This is a genomic window from uncultured Chitinophaga sp. (assembly GCF_902168175.1).
In the GTDB taxonomy this organism is placed as follows: Bacteria; Bacteroidota; Bacteroidia; order Chitinophagales; family Chitinophagaceae; genus Chitinophaga.
Window position 1 is genome coordinate 30242 of the sequence record NZ_CABHOU010000073.1, and the last position, 21517, is coordinate 51758.

Consider the following 21517-nt stretch of genomic DNA (forward strand, 5'->3'; position numbering starts at 1 on the left):
TTCTAACAGAAAAAAATATTGGAACAACAAACATAAATCATGTAACGTGTTGCAGGAAGAGGAGAAGCATATAGATAAGGAGATTGAAGGCGACGGCAAGCCGACCGACATGTTGCCCGAACCGGATACCAGGAAAGAATGGCGTTTGCGGATCAACTACAGACTGATTACGCAAAACCTGCCCTTCATCCTGTTTTTGTCCGTGCTGGCCCTTATATATATAGCGAACAGTCACCTGGCCGAAAAGAAGATCCGTAAGATCAACAAGCTAAGCCGGGATATTAAAGAACTGAAATGGGATTACCTGAACCTGAAAAGCACACTGATGTTCCAAAGCAAAATGAGCGAAGTAAGCAAAGCAGTGGAGCCTTTAGGATTAAAAGAATTAAGTACCCCGCCACAGCGGATCATTGTGAAAGAGAATACTGCGGACTAAATAAACAACACCGGACAAACATTTTTTAAGTAATAATATTCTCAACAGCCCTGCAAACGTGGAAGTAAAAAAAGACATACTCTGGCGTGTTTACCTGTGCTTTATTGGCATGGCACTCTTCGGTGTGGCTATACTGGGCAAAGTATTTTATCTCCAGAACATTACCGGCGACTACTGGCGCAAAATGAGTGACAGCATGCACACCCGTTTTGTAACCCTCGACGCAGACCGTGGCACCATCTACTCCGAAGAAGGCCGCATGTTATCTACTTCTATCCCCTACTTCAATCTATACATCGATTTTGCAGCAGACGGTTTACGTGACAAAAGCGGCAAAGTGTTTAAAGATAATGTGGACTCGCTCGCGATGACACTTTCCAGCTATTTCGGCGACAAAAGCACTTCGGAATACAAACACACGCTTGAAGAAGGATATAAAGATAAAGACCGGTATTTCCTGCTGAAACGAGACATCACTTTTGGCCAGTACCAGGACGTTCGCAAGTTCCCGATGTTCCGCCTCGGCAAAAATAAGGGTGGACTCATCGCAGAAACCAGGAACAAACGCCTTAACCCTTTTAAACTCCTCGCCAACCGTACCATCGGACTGTCCCGCGAAAATGCGCAGAACGTAGGATTGGAAAGAACTTACGACGAATACCTGAGCGGAGTAACCGGTAAAAGGCTGATGCGCCGCATTGCAGGCGGTACTTATATGCCGATGGAAGGTTACGATATCGAACCGGAAAATGGGAAAGATATCATCACCACCATCGACGTGAACATGCAGGATATTGTTGAAACAGCACTGATGCGGATGGTTTCAGAAAATGAAGCGCAATACGGTACCTGCATACTCATGGAAGTGAAAACAGGTAAAGTGAAAGCGATCGCCAACCTGGGCCGCCAGCCCGATGGCAGCTACTTCGAGGATATGAACTACGCCATACAGGTTACCGAACCCGGCTCCACGTTCAAACTCGCTACCATGATCGCTGTGCTGGAAGACCGGCACGTAACGCTGAACAATACCGTCGATATCAACGAAGGTGCCTGGCAGGTAGGACGAAGAACGGTATGGGACTCGGAGCCGCACAGGGGCATCAATCATATTACAATTAAAAAGGCCTTTGAAATCAGCTCCAATGTGGGCATGGCGAAACTGGCCTGGACATATTATCGCGAAGAGCCGAACAAATTTGTGGACCATCTGAAAAGGCTCCGGCTCGACAGGCCCACCGGTATCGATCTCATGGGAGAAGGCAAACCGGTGATCAAAACAACGGCATCAAAATCTTGGAGCGCCACCACTTTACCGTGGATGGCGTTTGGCTATGAAGTACTGGTGAGCCCGATGCAAACGTGCATGCTCTACAACGCAGTAGCCAATAACGGTAAAATGATGAAGCCCTACCTGGTAAATTCTATCATGGAGTACGGCAAACCGGTGAAAGAATTTAAACCGGAAGTACTGCAGGATTCAATTTGCTCTACGGCGACATTAAAACAACTACACACTATCCTAGAGGGCGTGGTAACAGGAGGAACTGCGAAAGCGCTTACCACGCCTTACTACCCTTTTGCCGGCAAAACCGGAACAGCACTTGTGGCCAACGGCAACCGCGGCTACACCGACCATATCTACCAATCCTCGTTTGCTGGATATTTCCCGGCAAACGATCCGCAGTATACCTGCGTGGTGATCATCAAAAACAAACCCTTTGCCGCCAAGTTCTACGGAGGTTCGGTGGCAGGACCAGTGTTCAGGGAGGTGTCGGACAAGTTGTACGCACTTTCGGTAGAAAAACAGGGATCGCTGCTGGCGGGTGGTAAAAAACTGGACTCGGTGATGGTGATGAAAAATGGCAAAGGAAGTGAGTGGAGAAGCATTGTACGCACACTTGGCCTGCCCTACCAGGGTAACCTCACGAGCAGTAACTGGGTGGTGGCAGACGTGGAGAATAGTAAAGTAGACTTCCGCCCCGTGGCCCAGCCACGCGGTTTTGTACCTAATGTAAAAGGCATGGGGTTAAAAGATGCACTTTACCTGCTGGAAAATGCAGGCTTAAGGGTAGTGGTAAAAGGTGCAGGCAGAGTGGTCAACCAATCAATAAACAGCGGTACCGCTATTGCCCAGGAACAAACGATCGTAATTGAATTAAGCTAAATGAAGTCCTTACAGGAAATATTATATAACACGCACATCGTTGCCATTCACGGAGATAACACTATCCCCGTGAATGCTTTGCATATAGATTCGAGGCAGGTGAAAAACGGTGATGTGTTTTTCGCCATCAAAGGTGTACATGCCGACGGGCACCAGTACATCGCTAAGGCGATTGAACTGGGCGCGGCTGCTGTTGTATGCGAAACATTACCGGCTGAACTGAAGGAGGATGTTTGTTATGTACAGGTGAAGGAAAGCGGCGAAGCAACTGGTATTATTGCCGGCAACTTTTACGACAACCCCTCGCAAAAGCTTACACTGGTTGGCGTTACGGGCACTAATGGTAAAACCACCATCGCTACCCTGATGTTCCGCCTTTTCAGCAAACTGGGTCACCATTGCGGCCTGCTCAGCACTGTACAGAACCAGATCGGCGATGCAGTCATCCCATCTACCCACACTACCCCCGATGCTATCAGCTTACAGGCCTTGCTCGCGGAAATGGTGAAACAGGGTTGTGATTACGCCTTCATGGAAGTAAGCTCTCACGCTATCCATCAACACAGGATAGCGGGATTGAAGTTTGCGGGTGGATTGTTCAGCAATATCACGCACGATCACCTGGACTATCACAAAACATTCGACGAATACATCAAGGTAAAAAAATCGTTTTTCGATAACCTGCCGTCTACAGCGTTTGCATTGACAAACCTCGACGACAGGCGTGGCACCGTAATGTTACAAAACACCAGGGCCCGTAAGGCTACTTACAGTCTGCGCAGCCTGGCCGATTTTAAAGGGAAGATCCTGGAGAACAATATCACAGGATTAATTCTGAATATCGCCGAAAAGGAAGTGCACTTCCGGCTTATTGGTGAATTTAATGCATACAACCTGCTGGCAGTATATGGTGCAGCGGTCCTGCTTGGTAAAGATAAAGATGACGTACTACAGGCACTGAGCGATACGCCCGGTGCAGAAGGAAGGTTCGAATACATCACATCTGCCAAGGATAGGATTATCGGCATTGTAGACTACGCACACACACCCGACGCACTACTGAACGTACTGGCAACCATTAAAAAATTACGCCAGGGGCACGAACAGGTAATTACCGTGGTAGGCTGCGGCGGCGATCGCGACACCACCAAACGACCTGTTATGGCCGAGGTGGCAGCGGAACACAGCGATAAGGTCATCTTCACTTCGGACAACCCCCGCTCTGAAGATCCTGCCGCGATCATTAAAGAAATGGAAGCCGGCGTACCTGTGCATCTGCGTAAAAAGATACTGTCGATCACCGACCGCAGAGAGGCCATTAAAACAGCCTGCTCACTCGCCGGTAAAGAAGATATTATTCTCGTTGCAGGTAAAGGCCACGAGAAGTACCAGGAAATTCACGGCGTTAAAAATCCATTCGACGATAAACAGGTACTGAAAGAAACATTCGATATACTGGAAAAATAATTCGCTCAAACAAAAGCAACACGAATACAGATCACCATTTTATGCTGTACTATTTATTTGATTATTTAAAAAGGGAATTCAATATCAGCGGTACCGGGATGTTCCAGTTCATCACGTTCCGTGTGACAATGGCTTTGCTATTGTCACTGGTGATCTCATTGATTTTTGGCAAAACACTGGTGCGCTTCCTGCAACGCAAACAGATCGGCGAAGTTATCCGCGACCTTGGCCTGCAGGGCGAAAATCAGAAGAAGGGTACACCCACCATGGGTGGTATTATTATCCTGGCAGCCATCCTCATTCCTACCCTGCTGTTTGCCCGGGTAATGAACGTGTACATCCTGCTCATCCTGCTGTGTACCATTTGGTTAGGGTTGGTTGGATTTATTGATGATTATATCAAAGTATTTAAAAAGAATAAAGAAGGTCTGGCCGGCCGTTTTAAAGTGATGGGCCAGGTAGGATTGGGACTGATTATCGGCACCACTCTTTACTTCAACGATAACGTAGTGATTTCCCGCGAGGTGCAGGGACCTAAAGCCCAGGTAGCCTCTTACGAAAAACTGATCAGCAAGGAAGAACGTGTTACGAAAGACGGTCACCGCTTCGTGGACGTTAAAACGCCGATCACCACCATCCCGTTCGTTAAAAACCATGAGTTCAATTATTCCAAACTGATCTCCTGGATGGGACCGAATGCCGAAAAGTACACCTTTATCCCCTACATCCTGATCGTGATATTCATTATCGTGTTCATATCCAACGGGGCTAACCTGACGGACGGGCTCGATGGACTAGCCTCGGGGGTGAGTGCGGTGATAGGGATTTGTTTAGGCGTGTTCGCCTATGTAAGCGGTAATATACAGTTCGCGGAGTACCTGAACATCATGTACATCCCCAACCTTGGAGAGCTGTCCATATTTATTGCAGCATTTGTGGGTGCGTGTGTAGGTTTCCTCTGGTATAACGCCTATCCGGCGCAGGTGTTCATGGGTGATACAGGAAGCCTGGCGCTCGGTGGTATTATCGCTGCACTGGCCATTATTGTACGTAAAGAAATTCTGATACCGATATTCTGCGGCGTATTCCTGGTAGAAAATGTTTCCGTGATTTTGCAGGTATCGTACTTCAAATACACCAAAAAGAAATATGGCGAAGGCAGAAGGATTTTCCGCATGTCACCGCTGCATCACCATTACCAGAAGCTCGGTTACCACGAAAGCAAAATCGCTACCCGCTTCTGGATTGCAGCTATCATGTGTGCAGTAGTATCTATCGCCACACTTAAAATGAGGTAACGGCTTATGAAACTTGTAATACTAGGCGCAGGAGAAAGTGGAATAGGGGCAGCTTTGCTGGCAAAGCAGAAAGGGTTTGAAGTATTTGTATCAGACGGTGGTACGATCAAGGATATATATAAACAGGAACTGGCAGTTAACGGCATCAATTTCGAAGAAGGCCAGCATTCCTGGAAAACAATACTGGAGGCGGACGAAGTGATAAAGAGCCCGGGCATACCGGAGAAGTCGGAACTGATGAAGAAAGTGAGAGAGAAAGGCGTTCCGGTGATCTCTGAAATTGAATTTGCCTGGCGGTACAGTAAAGATAAAAAGATCATTGCCATAACGGGAAGCAACGGTAAAAGCACGACCACGGCGCTCACCTACCACATTTTTGAACAGGCCGGCCTTAACGCCGCCATGGTTGGAAATATCGGTTTGAGTTATGCCAGGCAGGTTGCCACTGCCCCGGCCGATTATTATGTTATCGAAATAAGCAGCTTCCAGCTGGACGATATCGTGGAGTTTAAACCGGATGTAGCTATCCTCTTAAACATCACCCCCGACCACCTGGACCGCTACGATTACAAGATGGAAAACTATGTGGCCTCAAAGTTCCGCATAGCGATGAATCAGACGAAGGAAGACTACTTCATCTATTGTTTAGACGATCCTGAGATCAGGAATTACCTGATAAAGAAACCCATTTATTCAACGACAATACCTTTTACGATTATGGAACCTAAGAAAGAAGGCGGATTTATTGCGAACGAACAATTGAACATCCAGGTTAGAGATAACGACGAACCGGTAATCGTGTCGATTTATGATCTGGCGTTAAAAGGTAAACATAACCTCTATAATTCTATGGCTGCAGGGATAGCGGGTAAGACGATGGACATCAGGAAGGAGAAGATCCGTGAAAGCCTTACCTCATTCAAAAGCCTTGAGCACCGTATGGAGTACGTAGCCACTATCCGCGGCGTAGACTTCATCAACGACAGCAAGGCTACCAATGTTAACTCCGTATGGTTTGCCCTCGAAAGTATGGAACGCCCTGTAGTACTTATCATGGGCGGTGTGGACAAAGGCAATGATTACAGCGCCATCCGCGAGCTGGTAAAAGAAAAAGTAAAAGCCGTTATCTGCCTTGGTATCGACAACAGACCTATTCACGAGGCGCTGTCGAAAGATATCGAAGTAATGGTGAATACAGACAATATGGCCGATGCGGTTAAATCAGCGTTCCAGTTTGCCGATAAAGGCGATGTGGTATTGCTCTCTCCCGCTTGCGCCAGCTTCGATCTCTTCAAAAACTATGAAGAAAGAGGCCGCAAGTTTAAAGAGGAAGTGAAAGCGCTATAATACCCGGTTGGTGTATACATAGTTTTAACAATAAATGATTATCACGTGAGTAGGCTGCTAAAAACACAAGGCGATAAAGTGATCTGGACGATCGTGTTTTTCCTGTCCGCTGTCAGCTTGCTGGCCGTGTATAGCTCTACCGGTTCACTTGCTTACCGTGCCCGAAATGGTCACACGGAGTATTTCCTTGTGAAGCAGTTAACACTGCTGGGCCTGGGCGTGCTTATCATATATTTTGCGCATCGGGTGAACTACACTATTTATTCACGCGTGGCGCAGGTCGGGTTCCTGATATCCATCCCGTTACTGGTGTATACATTGGTATTTGGCTCGAACATTAACGATGCGAGCCGCTGGATCAGGCTACCGGTGATTAACCTTACTTTCCAGACATCGGATATTGCCAAGCTGGCCATATTCATGTATGTATCGCGGCAGCTTTCCAAAAAGCAGCACGTGATCACGGACTTTAAGAAAGGCTTTTTGCCCATCATCATACCGGTAGGAATTATCTGTATGTTGATTATGCCGGCCAACATGTCTACCGCATTGTTGCTCGGCGCAAGCTGCATGCTGCTGTGTTTTATCGGCCGCGTGCCTTTGAAGTATCTGATGTCGATGGTAGGCGCAGGCCTTGTACTGGTGTTGCTGATGTTTGCAATAGCACAGGTTACACCGTTCAAAATGCGCGCTGAAACGTGGAAGAACAGGTTGATGAGTTTTACGAGCGACGAGGCGCATGAAGTACCTTACCAGGTACAACAAGCCAACTTCGGTATTGCCTCCGGCGGCCTGTTTGGTAAAGGTCCCGGTAACAGTACGGCAAGAAATTTTTTGCCGCATCCGTATTCTGATTTTATATATGCGATTATTATAGAGGAGTATGGTATCTTTGGCGCCTTTTTGATCTTAGCGTGTTACATGCTACTGCTCTTACGAAGTATACGCATCTTTAAAAACTGTCCTTATGCCTTCGGAGCATTCCTGGCACTGGGATTAAGCGTTACGCTTGTAATACAGGCGCTAATGAATATGGGCGTAAATGTGGGGCTGCTGCCCGTAACCGGTGTTACGTTACCGTTAGTAAGTATGGGAGGTTCATCGGTGATATTTACAAGTCTTGCTATCGGGATTATTTTGAGTGTTTCGAGAAATGTGGAAGAAATAGAAGGCAAACAAGAGGTTACCAATGTGCCTGTTGCGGCATAAAGGAGACAATTAAAAATTATAAGAAACAGAAAAACATACATGCCACACAAAGTAATTATAGCAGGCGGAGGTACCGGGGGCCATATTTTCCCGGCAATTGCCATTGCAAATGCTTTGCGTAAGGCAGATGAAAATACAGAGATACTGTTTGTGGGCGCTGCTGGTAAAATGGAGATGGAGAAAGTACCACAGGCAGGTTATCCGATTGAAGGTCTGGAGATTGTCGGTTTTAACAGGAGCAATATCTTTAAAAATATCCTGCTCCCCTTTAAACTCCTCAAGAGTTTGAGCAAAGCACGCAGCATCCTCAAACGTTTTCAGCCCGATGTAGTGGTGGGTGTTGGCGGTTATGCCAGTTTCCCCATTTTAAGGCAGGCGCAAAGGCTGGGTATACCCACCCTTATACAGGAGCAAAACTCCTACGCCGGCAAAAGCAATAAGATATTAGGCCGGAAAGCAGTTAAGATATGTGTGGGATACGATGGGATGGATAAATTCTTTCCTGCGGATAAGATAGTATATACGGGCAACCCGGTAAGAAGTAACATCAGCCAGTCGGCGGTATCTAAACAGGATGCAATGTTCCACTTCGGACTAGATGCGAACAAACCTACTGTGTTTGCTGTAGGCGGCAGCTTAGGCGCCCGTTCTATCAACGAATCGCTGCAACCACTGTTAGCAGAATTTGTGAATAAGGATATACAACTGATCTGGCAAACAGGTAAACTGTATTACGAAACAGCGAAGGCAGCGGCAGCACAGTATTCAACACACGTAAAAGTATATGACTTCATCAACGTCATGGACTTTGCGTACAAAGCGGCAGACGTTGTTGTATCGCGCGCTGGCGCGCTGGCCATTGCAGAACTCTGTGTTGTGAAGAAGCCAACGATTTTTGTGCCCTACCCTTTTGCGGCCGAAGATCACCAGACTTCCAACGCCATGAGTCTTGTGAATAAGCAGGCAGCGTTGCTTATAAAGGATGACCAGGCACGTACCAGCTTAGGTACCGAACTGTTTAGCCTCGTGAACAACAAATCGTTACGCGAGCAATTGGAAAGAAACATTGCCACACTGGGTAACACCAATGCGGATGTAATAATAGCCGGAGAAGTTAAGAAGTTATATAAATAAGTATATGGAGCTGAAAAGCATTAAGAGTGTTTATTTCGTTGGTATAGGCGGTATTGGCATGAGCGCCATCGCCCGCTTCTTCCATGAAAAGGGCGTAACAGTAACCGGTTACGACCGCACCTCCACTGTGCTTACCAGGCAACTGGAAACCGAAGGCATCAGCATTCATTATACGGATGATGTAACCCTGCTGGACAAAACCGCCGACCTGGTGGTGTACACCCCGGCTATACCGGCCACACATAATGAACTTACCTGGTATCGCGACAATAGTTTCGAGGTAGTAAAACGTAGTGACGTACTGCAGGAAATTACCCGCGAACTGTTCGCTATCACAGTTGCCGGCACGCATGGTAAAACAACAGTGTCCACCATGATCGCACACCTGCTGCGTCATACTGGTTACGGTTGCAACGCCTTCCTGGGCGGCATTAGTGTAAACTATGACCGTAACTTCTGGAGCAGCGATAAGGCAGTAGCCGTAATTGAGGCAGATGAGTACGACCGCAGCTTCCTTAAACTAAGCCCTGACATCGCAGTGCTAACGGCTATGGATGCCGATCACCTCGACATCTACGGAACAGCAGAAGCGGTGGAAGAAGCTTTTATTCAGTATACACAAAACATCAAACCTAACGGCACTTTGCTCGCACGCTTCGGCCTGCATCGCAATAAAGACCTGAAGGCGACCAATAAACTCACGTACAGCCTGCAAAATGATGCAGCCAACGTATATGCACAGAACATCAAAATACAGAACGGCGGTTACCTCTTCGATGTGGTGCAGCAGGACTGGATGATTACGGATATACGTATGCACATTGGCGGTATGCACAACGTGGAAAATGCCGTAGTGGCTATCGCGGTAGCGCACCTCCTGGGTATAAGCCAGGATAAGATTCGCGAGGCGATGGAAGACTTCAAAGGCATTAAAAGAAGATTCGAATACCTGGTAAAGAAAGATGACCTGGTTTATATAGATGATTATGCACACCATCCCGAAGAACTGCGGGCACTGATTACCAGCGCCAAAACGCTTTTCCCCGACCTGAAGTGTACGATCATCTTCCAGCCACATCTTTTTACCCGTACCCGCGACTTTGCAGATGGCTTTGCAGAAAGTCTCTCGCTGGCAGATGAGGTGATCCTTTTGCCCATCTACCCTGCCCGCGAACTGCCAATCGAAGGTGTAACGAGCGAAATGATCGCTGCTAAGATCGAAGGCCCCTCCGTGACCATTATGCCCCGCGACAGCGTGGCAGCACTGGTAAAAGAGCATAGGCCAGAGATGCTGATAACAGCAGGTGCCGGCGACATCGACCTGTTAAGGGAACCATTAAAAGAATTATTAAGCTGATAAATAAATATGCAGTCTAAAACCAAAATAGTATTCAAACGTATCGGCAAAGCGCTGCTCTGGGCAGGAGCGCTGTCGGGCTTTGTATTCCTGTTGGTGTCGGCTGTAAATGATAAGAACAATTCGAAAGTCAAAGGCATCATCGTAAAAATGTCTGGCGACGATACGAATTTCTTTATCAGCGAAAAAGATATTAAAGCACTGGTGATCAGTGGTCCGCAGAAAAACCCGGTAGGCAAAGCAGTCAGCGAGATCAATATCGCTGGTATCGAAAAGCTGGTAGCGCGTGATCCCTGGGTGAAGTCGGCGGAGATATTCATCGACAATAACAATCAATTACGCGTAGATGTGCAACAACGCGACCCGCTGGCGCGTGTATTTACCTTCACAGGTAACAGTTTTTATCTTGATGATGAAGGCGGACGCATACCGGTAAGTAATCGTCATGCGGCAAGGGTACCAGTGTTTACAGGTTTCCCAAGTGACGCGGCGAAACCCGGCAAACAGGATAGTGCATTGCTGCGCCAGATAAGCGATATGGCGCACTACATCACAAAAGACACCTTCTGGTTAGCACAGGTAGAACAGGTGGTGATAACAGGCGATAAACGGTTTGAGATCATCCCGAAACTGGGCGATCATGTTATAGAATTTGGAGAAGGCACGGATGTTGCGAAGAAGTTTAACAAGCTGATGATCTTCTACCGCGAAGGATTAAGCAAAGTGGGGTGGAATACATACACCCGGATCAATATTGCTTATGAAGACCAGGTAGTAGGAACACGAAGAGATGGAAAATCAGCTCCTCCACCACCGCCTCCTGTAGATTCTACAGTTAACATTGATGTACATTCCGCTGCCATGGCTACCGCACCGGAACCGAAACCGGAAAAACGACCGGACAAGGAACCGGAAAAGAGGACGACTAAACCGGCACAGGCTAACAACACAGCCAAACCGGTAAAGCCCAAACCTCCGGCGAACGTCGCTTCCGGCGATAAAAAGCCGAAAGCAGTATACAAGCCTAACAACAGAAACTAAGTTAAAAACGCACCTTTTAAATATAAGTACATGAATCAGGAAGCTCCCATCATTGTAGGACTCGACATTGGAACTACGAAGATTGCTGCCATTGCAGGACGGAAGAATGAATACGGGAAATTGGAAATCCTGGGATTCGGTAAGGCCCCATCATTTGGTGTTCAGCACGGTATGGTACTGAACATCGACCAGACCATCAAGGCTATACGCCAGGCGCTTGAGAACTGCTATGCTTCCAATCCAAACCTGGAGATTAATGAAGTATATGTGGGCATCGCGGGTCACCACATTAAAAGCCTTCAAACCCGTGGCGATATCGTTCGCAACGACACCGACGCTGAAATATCTCAAAAAGATATCGACCAGTTGATCAACGACCAGTATAAAACTGTTATACCGGCCAGCGACCAGATCATCGATGTTATACCCCAGCAATATATTGTGGACGCTCTCCAGAATATCACCTACCCTATTGGTATGAGTGGTGTAAAAGTGGGCGCCAACTTCCATATTATCACCGGCGATAAAAACGCCATCCGGAATATCAACAGGAGCGTTGAAAAATCTGGTCTTAAAATACGTGACCTCGTATTACAACCACTGGCTTCTGCCGCAGCTGTAATGTGCGATATGGACTTCGAAGCAGGTGTTGCAATAGTAGACATCGGCGGTGGCACTACCGACCTCGCAGTGTTCTATGAGGGTATACTCAAACACACAGCCGTTATCCCTTATGGTGGCGAAAACATCACCAACGATATCAAAAATGGTTTGGGTGTGCTGAAAACACAGGCAGAGCAAATGAAAGTACAATTCGGTTATGCACTGGCCGATGAAGCGAAAAACAACGCTTACATCACCATTCCCGGATTGCGCGGTCAGAGCCCGAAAGAAATTTCCGTGAAGAACCTCGCACACATCATTCAGGCGCGTATGAGCGAGATACTCGATTTCGTAGTATTTCACCTGAAACAGATCGGTATGGACAATAAAATGCTCAATGGCGGCATTATACTTACTGGTGGTGGTTCACAACTTAAACACCTCATTCAGCTTACTGAATACAGCACCGGCGTTAGTGCGCGTATCGGTTATCCGAATGAACACCTCGCCAGCGGCCACATCGACGAGCTGACGAAACCAATGTACGCAACATGTATAGGTCTTATCCTGAAAGGCTACAACGATTACGAAAATGATCGCCGCGCCCTGGAAGAGAACTATGTTAAAATAAACACCAGCTACCTCGCCAAAGAGCAGGCCGCACGCAGGCAGGCAGAACAGGAGGAAGAGTGGATGGAAGATGAAGAAACAGCTACAATAGAAGAAACAGTAACCGCCACCCCACAGCAGGTACAGGACAGAAAATCGAGGGAACGTAACGCATCTTTGAAAACATTCCTGGACAGAATGAAAACAAAGATCATCGATATGTTTACGGAAGAAGAAGATGCAAAACTTTAATTCCGCGAAAAAGTAACCGAATAACTAACCCAATAAAGAGAAAGAGTCATGATACATTTTGATCTTCCAAAAGAGAAGTCATCCATCATCAAGGTAATAGGCATTGGTGGCGGAGGAAGCAATGCGGTGAATCATATGTATAGCCAGCGCATTGAAGGGGTGAATTTCATCATCTGCAATACCGATGCACAGGCTATTGCCAACAGCCCAGTACCCAACAAGGTACAGCTGGGCCCACACCTTACACAGGGTTTGGGAGCAGGCGCTAATCCCAAGATCGGCGAGCAGGCTACCGAAGAATCCTTAGAAGAGCTGAAGAAGATATTGGAGGTTAATACAAAGATGGCCTTCATCACTGCCGGTATGGGCGGTGGTACAGGTACAGGCGGCGCCCCCATCATCGCCCGCATTTGTAAAGAACTGGGTATTCTTACCGTGGGTATTGTAACCATGCCCTTTTCTTACGAGGGTAAAAAAAGGATGCTACAGGCTGAAGAGGGTATCAACAGGCTAAAAGAAAGCGTAGATACACTGCTTATTATTTCGAATGATAAACTCCGTCAGAAGTTCGGTGACCTGAAGTTCAAGGCTGCATTCGAAAAAGCAGATAACGTATTGGCCACTGCTGCTAAATGTATTACAGATGTAATTAACAGCACCGGTCAGATTAACGTGGATTTCGCAGACGTTTGTACAGTAATGCGTAATGGTGGTGTAGCCATCCTTGGCGCGGCTGTTTGCGAAGGAGAAAATCGCGCACAGATCGCTATCGAAGAAGCGCTTACTTCTCCCCTGCTTAATGACAACGACATCAAAGGAGCCAAATGGATCCTTATCAATATCTCCTCTTCCGAAGGCGAGTTTGAACACACGCTGGACGAAATGGATATCATCCAGGCATATGTACAAAGCATGGCTGGCGAAGATTGCGATGTAATTCTGGGTGTTGGCTACGACGATACGCTCGACCGCAAACTGGGTGTTACTATTATTGCTACTGGTTTTGAGCAAAAACCGATTATACAGCAAAAAGCACCTGAAGGTGGTCAAACACCATCAGCCCCAAAGGAGGAGCCGAAGATCGTTATGCAACTGGGACGTGACGGCGAAGAGAAAAAGATGAGCGCGCAGAACCAGGGCACACTCTTTAGCGAACCTGAAGATGTAATGGCTCCGCGCCTGGTAGAACCGGTGATATCTCACCCGGCCACTCCAGCTTCTTTTGTAGCGCCAACACCTCAGCCTGACGAAAGGCAGACTTACACGCTGAACATAGAACCGGTTTCGGTACCACAGGCCCCGCCTGCCCAACCAACACCCGCTTCTAACAGCATCAATGTAATTCAGCCACAGCAACAACAACAGCAGCAACAGGTACACACACCTTCTAACGGCAGCTACCTTTCGCGCCCGGCTAATATTTACGCAGAGCCTACCACACCTGGTAACCTGCCTAAAGACGAACCGGAAATGAAAATGGTGTTCCGTGAAGATCCTGCCCCAACGCCCGAACCGCAACCACAGCCACAACAGTCTGCCAACCCGCAGGCCGATGAGCAGTTGGAAGAACAAAAGCGTAAACAGGCGGAAAGGATCGCTAAACTGCGTAGCATTAGCTTTAATGTAAAAACAATGGATAGTAACCAGGAAATTGAGAATGTGCCCGCATACCTGCGCCGCAACATCAACCTGGACAACGGAGCCGGTTCAGCAGAACACTTCTATTCAGGGTACTCCGTTGGCGACAATGGTAACGACCAGGTAGAGATCAATACGATCAATACCTTCCTGGATGGTAAAAAGCCCGATTGATAGCAAGCATTTTCTATTAGAAAGTTTTTGATTGTTTTTTTAGTTGTGTTAAAAAAAAGTCCTTCGACTCTTCGAAGGACTTTTCCTTTTTATATCATTATCTGCCAAACAAAAATGCCTCCCTGTACGGAAGGCATTTTGCATCAATATATGAGAAATTAGTTAGTTCGGCGTAGTTGAAGGTTGGTAACAGGCGCCACCACCAGCGGGAACTTCTCGATCGTTACATAACTTGAGTCCAGACCAAAACCTCTTTCCTCGGAGAGGGAGATCTTTTTGAGGAAGAAATAAAAGCGCATGATCAGTCTTTCGTGCAGCGGCAGGTCGTTATCGTGCGACAGGAATTTTTCCATAACGATAAACTGGAAATCGCCTACCACGTTATTCTTACTCAACGACTCATAGCGGCTCGTAATGTTCACTTCCTTGTTGCGCACCATATCCTCCACCACCATGCGGAACATGAGGTTAATACGCTGTTCTACACGAAATCCAAGGCGGAACTCGACGCGTATCACTTCATTAGGGATAATTGTTTGTACTGAATATTCGCTTAGATAAGGCTCGTCCACTACATCCACATGCACGAACCAGTAGATATCCGCCCGTTTCGGCTTTTTATTGAGAATAGAATAGAGGATCTTATGTTCAATTTCCTTTGGATTGTCGGCACTGCTCATATACACCAGGTGCGTGGCGTACTTTGGGATGGTGGTGTCATTACTCAGCTCCTGCAGGATGCCCAGGTAATCTTCCAGCTTCACAAACTCTACATACCTGTTTTTTATCTTCCTCGATTTGAACCACACGAACATTACCAGGAACAGGATGCCACCCACGATCACCGTTACATAACCACCGTGCGTAAACTTCACCAGGTTAGCCAGCAGGAACGAGAACTCGATAGTGAGGTATACCAGCAGGTACACGCCTACCCAGGCCATCTTTACCCTTCGCGTATACAGATAGAAGGCAAAGAGACAGGAAGTCATGAGCATACAAATGGTGATCGACAGTCCATAAGCCGCCTCCATCCTCGACGATTCCTGGAATACCAGTACGATGACCACACAGCCGAACAGCAGCATCCAGTTAATACCAGGAATGAACAGTTGGCCGCGTTGCTCGGTAGGGTAGTTGATTTTGAGTTTAGGCCAGAGATTAAGGCGCATTGCCTCGGAGATAAGTGTAAAAGAGCCGGATATTAATGCCTGGCTGGCAATTACCGATGCCATAGTAGCTATTACCACACCAAAGATCACGAACCACTCCGGCATAATAGTAAAGAACGGGTTCTGGTCTTTAGGGATAATTTGCCCTCGCATCGTGAGCAACCAGGCCCCCTGGCCCAGGTAATTAAGTATAAGACAGGTTTTTACGAATATCCAGGATACCCGGATGTTGCCCCTGCCGCAATGCCCAAGGTCCGAATACAAGGCTTCGGCCCCCGTAGTACACAGAAACACCGCTCCCAGGATCAGGAAGCCGTGCGGGTAAGTAGTTAATAACTCAATAGCATAATAGGGGTTAAACGCCTTTAATACAGAGAAATCGGTACCGATGTGCGTAATACCCAACACACCCAGCATACCGAACCATACCAGCATAATCGGCCCGAACATTTTACCGATAGACATGGTACCGAACTGTTGCATGAAGAACATCAGTGCGATAATACCCAGAACAATTTTTACGATAGTGAACTGCTCCAGGTCTTTAAAGATGGGCAACGTTCGTAAGCCTTCGATAGCGGAGGTTACCGTGATAGGCGGCGTAATGATACCATCAGCCAGCAGTGCTGCGCCGCCGATCATACCGAGTATTACCGTCCATCTCCCATGCCGTCGCACCAGCGCGTAGAGGGAGAAAATGCCACCTTCGCCCTTATTATCCGCTTTGAGGGTAAGAATAACGTATTTGACGGTGGTTTGCAGGGTAAGTGTCCATATAATACAGGAGATCGCCCCGATAACGAGCTGGTCGCTTACAGGATTACCGCCAACAATTGCTTTGAACACGTAAAGTGGGGAGGTGCCGATGTCGCCATAAATGATGCCTAGCGCCACGATCAGACCGGCCAGTGTAACTTTATTGAAATCTTTTAACACACATAATGATTAAAGGCATGTCAAATGTAGGAGGAAAAAATCAGATCGCGAAGTATAAATATCGGCAATGGCCAATAGCTACTAAAAAAAGAACAGGCCACCTAGTAGGCAGCCTGTTCAGTTATTTTACCAGTGTGTGGTATTGATTAGTTAGCAGGAGCTATATCAACAGTACCAGCATCACCAGGAGTGTTTTGTTTGATGAAGCGGCCGCGATCGATACCTTGCTTGTCAGCCAGGTAATCAACTACTGCGTCAACACGGCGTGAGCTCAGGTCAACACCACCTTTCTTAGCTTTCTCACCAGCGTGGCCAGTGATCAGCACGTTACAAGAAGGGTTAGCTTTCAGAGAAGCAGCTACGCTAGCCAGGATGGCTTCGTTGTCGCTGCTAACTTTGGTAGAAGAACCTTTGAAGGTAACGCTAGGCAGAACCAGTGAAGCACATGGAGTCTGCTGAACCATGTTTTTGCAGCACTCAGGATCTGGGCATTTACCAACACCGTCTGCATCAACTGGGAAGCAGTAAGTAGGCGTGATCAGCTGTTTGTCTTTGTAGTCAGGAACACCGTCACCGTCAGTATCTTTAGCAACACCGTTCACGTCAACTGGAGCACCAGCAGGAGTGTTAGGCTCGCGATCGAACTGGTCAGTTACGCCATCGCCATCAGCGTCAGGCAGAACTGGAGTTGGGATTTTCATACGACGAGGTGAAGTCAGCTCGTTGTAGGCGAAATCCAGCGGGTTAACCCACCACAGTGGCTCAACGCGTTTAGAAGTTTTACCCAGGTTGAAGTTCAGACGAAGGCTGGTGTAGCTGATGAAGTCTTTATTCTGGTCTGAAGCACCACCGAAGAAGCCGTCCAGATAATCATCGAAAGGCAGGGTGATTTTTTCTTCAACACCAATGTTAAAGCGTTTTGATACTTTGAAAGAGAGACCAGTACCAGTTTCCAGTGCATGACGCAGGAGCTGGTTGTCGTCTTTACGACCAATGGTAACCCTGTTACCCTGAGAAGGAGCATTTTGCTCATAATCCAGGTCATACAGATCTTTCAACTGATCTCTGATGTCTTTACGTTTACCGCCAAAGTCAATACCAGAGTAGTTGTAAGCAGCACCGCCGTTCAGGGCATCAACGTCTACGTCAGCAAGCAGCAGACCGTAACCCATGAATACATACCAGTTTACTTTAGGCTGTGATTTGTAGAAGAGGATGTTGCTCAGGGACGCGATCATATCCAAAGACAGTGCGTGTGTAGCTGTTTTGTAGTTTGCAACGATGTTACCACCATTTGCAGCTGCAGTTGTAGCCCATGGGTTACCACCTACAGTGCTTGAAGTCACCGGACGCAGTTTGTAATCCAGACCGTAGTCAAAAGAACCTGTGTACTCACCACGGATAGAGAATACGTGACCCAGCGATTTTCTGATTGACAGACCGCCACCGAAACCTGGTCTTGCAGCAACGTCACCTACGATGAAGTGAAGACCGCCATGGAAACCCAGTTCCCACATATCCCTTGGTTTCGCAGGATAATCAGATTGATGATTTTTGAATGCGTTAAATTGCGCCATTTTGGACGGGGCTACTTTGGAAGAGTCCAGAACATCCAGGTTGGGCTTAACTTGCGCAAAACTGGTAGAAGCCAGAAGGCTCATAGCACCTGCCAGTAATAAGTACTTTTTGCTTGCCATAATTGTTTTTTTATTTAAAAACTGTTAAAAATTTACTATTAACTCGTTTTTTACCAAGCAAAGGTAAAAATCCTTAATGAATATACAAATTTTTATTGCGATTTTATTTTCATTGATAAGTGCCTCAAAATTAAGTATTATTCAATGTTCTATACCATTGCAATTTCAGCATTATTAGCAAATTCGGGGCCAAATTATCAAAATGTGGTATTTTAAGCCTAGCTTAGCAATCCTTTTTTATTTTAACAAATGGAGGAAATTAAATATCTGATCAGGAAGGAATTACACGATTTCGAGAGCAAGTTTGCTGACTCGGTGAAGAGCCATGTGCCTCTGCTGGACAGGATCATGCATTACATCGTGAAGAGAAAGGGAAAACAGATCCGTCCCATGTTTGTGTTACTTTCTGCCAGATTATTTACAGATAAGATCGAAGAAAGTTCATTCAGGGCCGCCGCGCTTGTGGAATTATTGCACACTGCCTCCCTGGTACACGACGATGTGGTGGACGATGCCCTTGAACGAAGGGGCTTTTTCTCCGTAAACGCCTTGTGGAAGAATAAAATAGCCGTTTTAGTCGGCGACTACCTCCTTTCTAAGGGACTTTTGTTATCTTTAAATAACAAGGACTTCCGCTCGCTGGAAATTCTTACCGAAGCTGTCAGGGAAATGAGCGAAGGCGAACTCCTGCAAATGGAGAAAGCCAGGCGACTTAATATTAAAGAAGATGTTTACTTTGATATTATCCGCCGCAAAACCGCCTCCCTGCTGGCTGCTGCCTGCGCTGCCGGAGCCTGGAGCGCCAGCGGTGACGAGCGATCCACAGCACTCATGCACAAATTCGGTGAGAAAGTAGGCGTGGCCTTCCAGATTAAAGACGATCTTTTTGATTACGGGACTGCCAACATCGGTAAACCTACCGGGATAGATATAAGGGAAAAGAAAATGACCCTCCCTCTTATTTATACTCTCCAAAATGCCGATTCAGACACACGTAAGCAAATTATTAATATTGTCAAGAATCATAATACTGACAAAGACAAAGTTGCGCAGGTAATCGAACTGGTGAAAACCAGCGGAGGCATCAAATATGCCCAGGAAAAAATGCTGCAATACCGTGATGAAGCATTAGAGATCTTACATCAGCTGCCAGACAATGAAATCAGAGGTGGCCTTGAGTCACTCGTGCGATATACAACCGATCGCACGTTCTAAAATTGCAAGCATCTTTCATGCAGAAACGTTGGACAGTAAAAAAATATGAACCGGGGCCCGAACGGTCGCTTCAGGCTGCGCTACGCATTCATCACATACTATGCCGCCTGCTCGTGCAACGCGGTATAAAAACTTTTGATGCCGCCAGACACTTCTTCCGCCCTACCCTCAACGATCTCGTAGATCCATGGCTGATGAAGGATATGGACATTGCCATTTCCCGCCTGGAAGAAGCTTTCTTCCGCAGGGAAAAAATACTGGTATATGGCGATTATGATGTAGACGGCACCACCGCCGTTGCCACCGTATATACTTTCCTCGAATCTATTTACAGTAATATTGAATTTTACCTGCCGCACCGCTACCGCGAAGGCTACGGTATTTCGCAACAAGGTATCGACTACGCGGTTGAAAATGATATCAGCCTTATTATAGCGCTGGACTGCGGTATTAAATCGGTAGAACTGATAGCCCAGGCCAAAACCAAAGGCATCGACTTCATTATATGCGATCACCACCTGCCGGATGCAATATTGCCGGAAGCCGTGGCCATCCTTAATCCCAAGCAACGCGACTGCCCTTATCCTTATAAAGAACTAAGTGGCTGTGGTATTGGTTTTAAGCTGATAAGCGCACTCGCCCAAAAACGAGGCATGCCCATGGAAAAGGTGTATCCTTTCCTCGACCTCGTTGCTACCAGCATAGCCGCCGATATTGTACCCATGACCGGCGAAAACCGCGTACTGGCCTTCTTCGGCATCAAAAAAGTGAATGAAGACCCCAGCCCTGCTATCAAATCGCTGGTGCAGTTAAGCGGATTGAAAGAAAAACTGACTACTTCTAACCTTGTATTCGTTATCGCCCCGCGCGTAAATGCCGCCGGCCGTATGGACGATGCCCGTAAAGCCGTAAACCTTTTCATAGAAAAGGATTTCGATAAAGCGATGGCAATCGCCGAAATACTGCACTCCGACAATTTCGACCGCAAGGAAATTGACATGACGATTACCAAAGAAGCTGTTGAACTCATTCAAAACGACGACACGCAGGCATCCCGGAAATCTACGGTCTTATTTCAACCACACTGGCATAAAGGCGTGGTAGGTATTGTGGCTTCGAGACTGATCGATAAATACTATTACCGTCCCACTATCATTCTTACTCAATCAAACGATAAAGTGGCGGGCTCCGCACGTTCGGTGTCTGGCTTCAATGTATACGAAGCTATTCACCGCTGCAAAGACCTGCTGGAAAACTACGGCGGCCACTTTTATGCGGCCGGTATGACACTGAAGCCGGAAAACGTGAAAGCTTTCCAGGAAAAGTTCGAAGAAGTGGTGTCGTCTACCATCAGTCCTGACCAACTGATCCCTGAAATTGTAATCGACACGGAAATCAGTTTCGCTGATATCACACCGGCGTTCTTTAACATACTCAAACAATTTGAACCGCTGGGCCCGGAAAACCTGCGCCCCGTTTTTATTGCAAAATATGTAATCGATACCGGCCACTCCTGTATAGTAAAAGAACACCTGAAGATATCTGTGAAACAACGCTACGGACCGTCTTTCTCCGGCATCGGTTTTTATATGGCTGATAAGTACCCGATCGTGAGCAGCAAAAAACCTTTCGACATCGTATTTACTATCGAAGAAAATGAATGGAATGGCGCCACTACCCTTCAACTGAAGGTGATAGACATTCGCCCCTCCTGATTGATATGAAAACAAAAGGGCTGGCTATACGTGGTGTAGCCAGCCCTTTT

At 47.0% G+C, this 21517-nt stretch carries 15 protein-coding genes; 13 read left to right on the top strand and 2 right to left on the bottom strand.

Annotation, left to right across the window (positions count from 1 at the left end):
* Positions 1-46 precede the first annotated feature (46 nt).
* Genes QZT80_RS16940 through ftsZ form a run of 11 tightly spaced genes read left to right on the top strand, consistent with a single transcriptional unit; the run spans position 47 to position 14732 of the window.
* Positions 47-436, top strand: a complete 390-nt coding sequence (locus QZT80_RS16940) for an FtsL-like putative cell division protein (protein ID WP_295124574.1) — start codon at positions 47-49, stop codon at positions 434-436.
* A 58-nt stretch (positions 437-494) separates the two neighbouring features.
* On the top strand, positions 495-2603 hold the full coding sequence (locus tag QZT80_RS16945) for a penicillin-binding protein (protein ID WP_295124577.1): 2109 nt from the start codon (positions 495-497) through the stop codon (positions 2601-2603).
* Positions 2604-4070 (top strand): UDP-N-acetylmuramoyl-L-alanyl-D-glutamate--2,6-diaminopimelate ligase, encoded by a 1467-nt coding sequence (locus tag QZT80_RS16950; RefSeq protein ID WP_295124579.1) that lies wholly within the window; start codon positions 2604-2606, stop codon positions 4068-4070.
* A gap of 41 nt (positions 4071-4111) precedes the next feature.
* Positions 4112-5368, top strand: coding sequence for a phospho-N-acetylmuramoyl-pentapeptide-transferase (mraY, locus tag QZT80_RS16955; protein ID WP_295124581.1), 1257 nt, complete (start codon positions 4112-4114; stop codon positions 5366-5368).
* Between the two features lie 6 nt (positions 5369-5374).
* On the top strand, positions 5375-6715 hold the full coding sequence (murD, locus tag QZT80_RS16960) for a UDP-N-acetylmuramoyl-L-alanine--D-glutamate ligase (RefSeq protein WP_295124584.1): 1341 nt from the start codon (positions 5375-5377) through the stop codon (positions 6713-6715).
* Positions 6716-6760: 45 nt separating this feature from the next.
* Positions 6761-7924, top strand: a complete 1164-nt coding sequence (locus QZT80_RS16965; protein ID WP_295124587.1) for an FtsW/RodA/SpoVE family cell cycle protein — start codon at positions 6761-6763, stop codon at positions 7922-7924.
* Between the two features lie 39 nt (positions 7925-7963).
* Positions 7964-9058, top strand: a complete 1095-nt coding sequence (gene murG, locus QZT80_RS16970) for an undecaprenyldiphospho-muramoylpentapeptide beta-N-acetylglucosaminyltransferase (RefSeq protein ID WP_295124589.1) — start codon at positions 7964-7966, stop codon at positions 9056-9058.
* A gap of 4 nt (positions 9059-9062) precedes the next feature.
* Positions 9063-10415, top strand: coding sequence for a UDP-N-acetylmuramate--L-alanine ligase (gene murC, locus QZT80_RS16975; RefSeq protein ID WP_295124592.1), 1353 nt, complete (start codon positions 9063-9065; stop codon positions 10413-10415).
* A gap of 9 nt (positions 10416-10424) precedes the next feature.
* On the top strand, positions 10425-11456 hold the full coding sequence (locus tag QZT80_RS16980; protein WP_295124595.1) for a hypothetical protein: 1032 nt from the start codon (positions 10425-10427) through the stop codon (positions 11454-11456).
* A 30-nt stretch (positions 11457-11486) separates the two neighbouring features.
* Complete coding sequence (gene ftsA, locus QZT80_RS16985; protein ID WP_295124598.1) at positions 11487-12920, top strand: cell division protein FtsA; 1434 nt, start codon at positions 11487-11489, stop codon at positions 12918-12920.
* Positions 12921-12968: 48 nt separating this feature from the next.
* The gene (ftsZ, locus tag QZT80_RS16990; protein ID WP_295124602.1) at positions 12969-14732 is read left to right on the top strand and encodes a cell division protein FtsZ; all 1764 of its coding nucleotides are present in this window, start codon (positions 12969-12971) and stop codon (positions 14730-14732) included.
* Between the two features lie 158 nt (positions 14733-14890).
* Here the strand turns inward: ftsZ and QZT80_RS16995 are convergent, their stop codons facing one another.
* Both QZT80_RS16995 and QZT80_RS17000 read right to left on the bottom strand, forming a co-directional pair.
* The gene (locus tag QZT80_RS16995; RefSeq protein WP_295124604.1) at positions 14891-16840 is read right to left on the bottom strand and encodes a KUP/HAK/KT family potassium transporter; all 1950 of its coding nucleotides are present in this window, start codon (positions 16838-16840) and stop codon (positions 14891-14893) included.
* A gap of 146 nt (positions 16841-16986) precedes the next feature.
* Positions 16987-18537, bottom strand: coding sequence for an OmpA family protein (locus tag QZT80_RS17000; protein ID WP_295124607.1), 1551 nt, complete (start codon positions 18535-18537; stop codon positions 16987-16989).
* A 249-nt stretch (positions 18538-18786) separates the two neighbouring features.
* Between QZT80_RS17000 and QZT80_RS17005 the strand changes: the two genes are divergently transcribed.
* Together QZT80_RS17005 and recJ are read left to right on the top strand one after the other, a co-directional pair.
* Positions 18787-19752: a polyprenyl synthetase family protein gene (locus tag QZT80_RS17005; protein ID WP_295124611.1), complete on the top strand. Its 966-nt coding sequence runs from the start codon at positions 18787-18789 to the stop codon at positions 19750-19752.
* Between the two features lie 17 nt (positions 19753-19769).
* The gene (gene recJ, locus QZT80_RS17010; protein ID WP_295124614.1) at positions 19770-21467 is read left to right on the top strand and encodes a single-stranded-DNA-specific exonuclease RecJ; all 1698 of its coding nucleotides are present in this window, start codon (positions 19770-19772) and stop codon (positions 21465-21467) included.
* Positions 21468-21517: the final 50 nt, after the last annotated feature.